Source organism: Candidatus Protofrankia californiensis (assembly GCF_900634765.1).
GTDB classification, from domain to species: domain Bacteria; phylum Actinomycetota; class Actinomycetes; order Frankiales; family Frankiaceae; genus Protofrankia; species Protofrankia californiensis.
Map to the genome: position 1 here is coordinate 1 of NZ_CAAAFT010000450.1, position 5269 is coordinate 5269.

A 5269-nucleotide genomic window follows, 5' to 3' on the forward strand; every position below is an offset into this window, starting at 1 on the left:
ACCCGGATGCCGGCGTGCCGGCAGGCCGCGGCGGTCCGCTGGCCCATCGCGGCCACCATGATCCCGGCTGGTAGAGGGCCGTACAGTGCAACGGTCGCGCGAGCCGCGGTGGACGACGCGAACGCCGCCGCGTGCAGATCGCCGTGCCGTATCTCCTCAATGATCCGCGGATCAGGCTCGGCGACGATGTCGGTCAGGAGGCTGATCCTGCGCACCGTTTCCGCTCCGGCGGGCGGCAGCGCGGATGCGCACACCGCCACTCGGGGAGTGCCGCTCGCCGAACCGGGGACGAGCAGCGGCCGGTGTGCGCCCTGCACGCCAACAGGCTCTGCGCCCTGCACGCCAAAATATTCCGTAGCCTGCTCCGTCCCCTGCGGCTTTGTGCCCTGCACGCTGACGAGCGACCGGACGCAGGACAGCCCGAGAGCCTCCAGCGCGACCTCCGCTTCGGGATCGGCGGCCACCAGCACGAGCCCGGCAAGCGCACGGGTGTCGCGGACGGCCCGGCGCAGCAGCGCGACGACCGCCCCGACCTCCGCGACACCCGCCAGCACCAACGCGTCCGCGCCGGCAAGCGCTGCCAGCAGCGGTGCCGGGTCGGTCACCGGCCCGGGACGCGAGACTGTGGTCTCCACAGCGTCCGCGCCGAGCGCGCGCAGCCGGGCGGCCAACAGACCGGGACGCGGTCTCGTCCGTGGAACAAGGACCCGGACCCCCTCCAGGGGACGGTCGGCGTCGGCGCCCGGGGTTGGCGGGTCGGCGGCAGACCCCCGCATGTCACCGTCACCATTGCTGTCACCGTCACCATGGCCGTCACCATTCCCGCCGTCGGAGCGCAGGAAGATCCGCGGTACCGCGTCGCGGCGGGCCGCGACGTCGCCGACCACCACGACAGCCGGTGATCGCACACCCTGCGCGACCGCGTCGGCCGCGACCGCGTCGAGGGTGCCGCGCACGACCCGTTGCGCCGGCGTCGTGGCACGTTCGATCACCGCGACAGGCGTGTCGGGCGACCGTCCGCCGTCGATGAGGGCCGCGGTGACGTCGGTGAGCCGGGCGATCCCCATCAGCACGACGATGGTCATCCGGGACGCGCCGAGCGCCGCCCAGTCGACGGTGGAGTCGGGATGCCCGGGTGGCAGATGGCCGGAGACGACCGCGACATCCTGAGCGATACCACGGTGGGTGACCGGGATGCCGGCGTACGCGGGGGCGGCGAATGCCGCGGTCACCCCCGGGACAACCGTGCACCGCACGCCGGCGAGCCGGCACGCCTCCGCCTCCTCGCCGCCGCGGCCGAGCAGGAACGGGTCCCCGCCCTTGAGCCGGACGACCATACAACCCTCAAGCGCCCGTTCGACCAGCAACGCGTTGACGCCGTCCTGCGTGCGGGTGAGCGCGCCAGCGCTCTTGCCGCTATGGATGATCTCCGCTTCGGGCCGGACATACCTGAGAACGTCAGCGGACACCAGGCGGTCAGTGACGACGACATCGGCCACACCGAGCAGTTCCCGACCACGAACGGTAAGTAACCCCGGATCACCGGGCCCGGCCCCGACCAACCAGACCTCTCCCGAAACCCGCGCCGACCCGTCCGCCGTCCCGGTTCCATGGCCCTCGCTCATCCTTGCGACGCTACCGCCGCGCAGCACCACGTCTCGGACGAACCTCAGCCGCGAGATCATATGCCAGTGACCGCGACGCCCGCCCTCCTCCTCTGGGACATAGACCGCACCCTCGTCAACATCGGCCCGGTCAGCCGGGAGATCTACGCCGTGGCGTTCCAGATCGTGACCGGCAAGCCCCTCGGCGAGCTGGCCGACATGACGGGCCGCACTGAGCGGGCCATCCTGCTCGACACGCTGCGACTCAACGGCATCTCGGACGACGAGCCGATGTTCAACGCCTATCTACGAGGCGCTGAGCGACGCCGCCCGCCAGCTTGAAGGACGGATGCGGGAGGCCTGCGAGCGGTTGCCGGGTACCCGCGAGGCGATCGCTGCTCTGGTGGCCGAGGGCACCGTGCAGTCGGTGGTGACCGGCAACATCCGCTCTATCGCGTCCACGAAACTCAACGCCTTCGGCCTGACGGTGCACCTCGACCTTGAGGTCGGCGGTTACGGGGATGACGACGGCGATCGAGCCGTGCTGGTACGGCTGGCGATCAAGCGGGCCGAGGCCAGGTACGGCGTGGCGTTCGCACCGGGTCGTGTGGTGGTCATCGGGGACACGCCGCACGACATCAAGGGCGCCCACGGCGCCGGAGCCCGGGCGGTTGGCGTGGCCACGGGTGCGAGCAACACCGCAGAGCTGGCGGCGACGGGAGCGGACGCCGTGCTGCCCGACCTGACCGACGTGGCGGCCGTGCGGAAGACGGGACCCGGCCTTCGCGCTGTTCTGAGATGGTTGCTCATCAGCGGACGGAAGTCTCAATCGTGGTCACGAGATGTCCGATACTGGTGACGAACTCATGCTGGCCATCGCGGACGGCCGATACCGCCCCGGCAACCGCATCAGGAATCCACAGTGTTAATGAACGGTCGCGCCAATGGCCGTTGGCCGAGTACGGCTGTCACCGGATCCACGGGACAAGAATCGACCGACAGAGGTCGAACGAAAACGAAAAGGAGCCGGGCGAAAAGGTCAGTGGATGCCGCATTCGGTCTTGGTCGAGCCGATCCAGCGGCCTGCCCGCCCCTGGCCGCGTTCGGTGCACGGCCAGCAGCCGACCGAGTCATAGCCGTCGGACAGCAGCGGGTTGACGATGACCCCATGCTCCTGGACGTAGCGGTCGACGTCCTCGTCCGTCCATGTCGCCAACGGGTGGACCTTCACCTTGCCGCGGCGTTCGTCCCACCCCACGACCGGCAGGTTCTTGCGCCCGGCGCTCTCGGCCCGCCGCGAACCCGCCGCCCATGCCCGGTACGGCGCGAGCGCCCGGTCCAGGGGCACGACCTTGCGCATCCGGCAGCACTGGTCCGGGTCACGCTCGAAAAGCTTCGGCCCGTACACGGCGTCCTGACCGGCTACGGTCAGCTGTGGGCCAATGCTGACCAGCGGCAGATCATAACGGTGTGCGACCGCGTCCCGGGTGCCGACCGTCTCGGCGAAGTGGTAGCCGGTGTCGATGAACACTACCGGGACGTCCGAGCGGATCCGGGAGAGCATGTCGACGAGCACCGCCTCGGCCATGGACGCGGCGACGGCGAACTTCGTACCGAACTGCTCCACCGCCCAGCTCAGGATCTCCTCGGCTGGCGCGCCCTCCAGTTCGTCACCGGCACGTAGGGCCCGAGCCTTCAACGCGGCATCCATCAGCGCCTCTCCTCCGTTGCTGCGACGACTCCCTGTTCAAAGGACGGGACGGCGTGGGCTGCGGCCGGCGTCACCGCAACCGCAAGCGCGGTCAGGCTCAGCCGGAACGCCCGCCGGCAGCTACCGCACGACCACTGGCCATGACCCGACCCGGCGGACGCATCCCCGACCGGCAGGTAGGGGACGAGGTCCTCCTCGCCGCAGTACGGGCAGTAGAACGGGACCGAATGAGCGCTAGCCATCGCCGCCTCCGAGCCGCCCGTTGCCCAGCGCATCGGTACCCGCCGCCGAACCGGCTCCGCCGGACGTATCACCGCCGGACGCGCGAACCCCGCCAGCAGTGCCATCACCGGAGCCGCCGCCGCGGGATCCGCTGCCGCCGGAGCCGCCGCCGCGGGACGCACGGCCCTCGCCGGACGAAACGGCGAGCACGGACTCGTCCACCCGTTCCACCCAGTCCGCGAAGGACTCACCCTCGCCACGGCCGACGGAATAGGCGCGGAGCAGTCCGTCGACGTAGTCGACGACCCCGGCAGAGGTGACCTTCAACCCCCGGGACTTCCGGCCGAGTCGCGACCGGGTGCCGAGATGACCGCCGAGATGGACCTGGAACCCCTCGACGAGTTCCCCGGAGACGTCCGGGACCAGGGAACCCTTGAGCCCGATGTCGGCGACCTGGAAACGCGCGCAGGCATTGGGGCATCCGTTGACGTGGATACCGATCGGCTCGGTGAAATCCGGCAGGCGGCGTTCAAGTTCGTCGATCAACGAACCGGCCTTCGCCTTGGTCTCGACGATGGCGAGTTTGCAGAACTCGATACCGGTGCAGGCCATGGTGCCGCGCCGGAACACACTCGGCCGCACGACCAGGTCGAGCGTGGTGAGTTCGGCCTCCAGCTCGTCGGCCCTGGCCGGGTCGACGTCGAGGATGACCAGCTTCTGCGTGGTCGTCGCCCGGATGCGACCGGCGGCGAAACGGTCGGAGAGGTCCGCGACCGCGGTGAGCGCGGTACCGGTGAGCCGCCCGGCGCGGGGGGCGAACCCGACCGCGAGGCGGCCATCGGTCTGCTGGTGGACGCCTATGTGGTCGCGCCCCTCGTTGCGTGGCGGCGCCGGCGGCGGGCCGTCGGGCAGCGGCGCGGTCAGATACTCCTTCTCCAGGGTGGCGCGGACCCATTCGGGCCCCATGTCGGCCACCAGGAACTTCAGCCGGGCCCGGGTGCGCATCCGCCGGTAGCCGTAGTCCCGGAACAGGCTGGCCACGCCATGCCAGACCTCGGCGACCCGGCCGGGGGTCACAAAGGTGCCGAGCCTGACCCCGAGCTTGGGGTTCGTCGACAGGCCGCCACCGACCCACAGGTCGTAGCCGGCGCCGAGTTCGGGGTGGACGACCCCGACGAACGCGATGTCGTTGATCTCGTGCAGTGTGCAGTGGTCGGCACAGCCGGAGATGGCGCTTTTGAACTTGCGCGGCAGATTGCTCAGGGACGTGTCGCCCACATAGCGCCGGACGGTCTCCTCGATCACCGGGGTGGCGTCGATGACCTCGTCGCCGTCGACGCCGGCCAACGGGCATCCCAGGATGACGCGGGGAGTGTCACCGCACGCCTCGGCCGTCGTCATCCCGGCGCCCTCGAGCGCCGCCCAGATCGCCGGAACGTCCTCGATGCGGATCCAGTGGAGCTGGATGTTCTGACGGTCGGTGACGTCGGCGACGTCCCGCCCGTAGCGGGTGGAGATCCCGGCGATGACGCGGAGCTGATCGCTGGTCAGCCGGCCGCCGTCGAGGCGGATGCGCTGCATGAAGAACGGGGCGTCGAGCTCCTCGGGCTCCAGGACGGCCGTCTTGCCGCCGTCGATGCCCTCCCTGCGCTGGGTGTACAGCCCCCACCAGCGGAACCGCCCCCGAAGGTCCTGGGGGTCGATACCAGCGAAGCCCGTGTAGGGGTAGCGG

At 70.4% G+C, this 5269-nt stretch carries 6 protein-coding genes; 2 read left to right on the forward strand and 4 right to left on the reverse strand.

Annotated features, from left to right (window positions below):
• Positions 1 to 1625: uroporphyrinogen-III C-methyltransferase (gene cobA / locus DD1DGNOD_RS23350; protein ID WP_131771037.1), on the reverse strand; the 1625-nt coding region annotated here is incomplete at its 3' end.
• A gap of 66 nt (positions 1626 to 1691) precedes the next feature.
• Here cobA and DD1DGNOD_RS30955 point away from each other — a divergent pair.
• Together DD1DGNOD_RS30955 and DD1DGNOD_RS23355 are read left to right on the forward strand one after the other, a co-directional pair.
• Entirely contained in the window at positions 1692 to 1946 is a 255-nt protein-coding gene (locus DD1DGNOD_RS30955; RefSeq protein WP_346434368.1) for a hypothetical protein, read from the forward strand.
• 7 nt (positions 1947 to 1953) lie between these two features.
• Positions 1954 to 2463, forward strand: coding sequence for an HAD hydrolase-like protein (locus DD1DGNOD_RS23355; protein ID WP_346434369.1), 510 nt, complete (start codon positions 1954 to 1956; stop codon positions 2461 to 2463).
• A 180-nt stretch (positions 2464 to 2643) separates the two neighbouring features.
• Here the strand turns inward: DD1DGNOD_RS23355 and DD1DGNOD_RS23360 are convergent, their stop codons facing one another.
• The 3 genes from DD1DGNOD_RS23360 to DD1DGNOD_RS23370 form a co-directional block, all read right to left on the reverse strand.
• Positions 2644 to 3315 (reverse strand): phosphoadenylyl-sulfate reductase, encoded by a 672-nt coding sequence (locus tag DD1DGNOD_RS23360; RefSeq protein WP_131768574.1) that lies wholly within the window; start codon positions 3313 to 3315, stop codon positions 2644 to 2646.
• Positions 3315 to 3557, reverse strand: a complete 243-nt coding sequence (locus DD1DGNOD_RS23365) for a hypothetical protein (RefSeq protein ID WP_131768575.1) — start codon at positions 3555 to 3557, stop codon at positions 3315 to 3317. The genes DD1DGNOD_RS23360 and DD1DGNOD_RS23365 overlap by 1 nt, the downstream gene beginning before the upstream one ends.
• Positions 3550 to 5269: nitrite/sulfite reductase (locus tag DD1DGNOD_RS23370; protein ID WP_131771036.1), on the reverse strand; the 1720-nt coding region annotated here is incomplete at its 5' end. The genes DD1DGNOD_RS23370 and DD1DGNOD_RS23365, both read right to left, overlap by 8 nt.

Bases quoted from the DNA above. Each gene is read 5' to 3' on its own strand.
- DD1DGNOD_RS23355 (WP_346434369.1), top strand. From the start codon at position 1,954: ATGCGGGAGGCCTGCGAGCGGTTGCCGGGTACCCGCGAGGCGATCGCT.
- DD1DGNOD_RS23360 (WP_131768574.1), bottom strand. From the start codon at position 3,315: ATGGATGCCGCGTTGAAGGCTCGGGCCCTACGTGCCGGTGACGAACTG.
- DD1DGNOD_RS23365 (WP_131768575.1), bottom strand. From the start codon at position 3,557: ATGGCTAGCGCTCATTCGGTCCCGTTCTACTGCCCGTACTGCGGCGAG.